Origin of the sequence: Halomonas marinisediminis, from assembly GCF_004347715.1 — a bacterium.
Classification (GTDB): domain Bacteria; phylum Pseudomonadota; class Gammaproteobacteria; order Pseudomonadales; family Halomonadaceae; genus Halomonas; species Halomonas icarae.
Genome location: NZ_SLTR01000692.1, coordinates 1 through 233, shown reverse-complemented (window position 1 = coordinate 233; position 233 = coordinate 1). Strand labels below are relative to the sequence as shown.

Annotated in this window: 1 protein-coding gene; it reads left to right on the top strand. The window is 41.2% G+C overall.

Annotation, left to right across the window (positions count from 1 at the left end):
• Positions 1-28 precede the first annotated feature (28 nt).
• Positions 29-233 (top strand): hypothetical protein (locus E0702_RS21360; protein WP_205742138.1); only part of this gene is annotated, 205 nt, incomplete at its 3' end.

Below are 233 nucleotides of genomic sequence, written 5' to 3'. Positions count from 1 at the left end.
TGTGCAGGTAGTTCCCAAGAAAGGCAGGATGACAGTGATCAAGAATGAAAAGAATGAGCGTATTCCTACAAGAACAGTCACACGATGGAGAATGTGCAAAGATTACAGGAGGCTCAACACTACTACAAGGAAGGATCATTTCCCCCTCCCTTTCATTGATCAGATGCTTGAGAGATTAGCTGGTCATGCCTCTTATTGTTTTCTAGAAGGATATTCTGGATATAATCAAATTG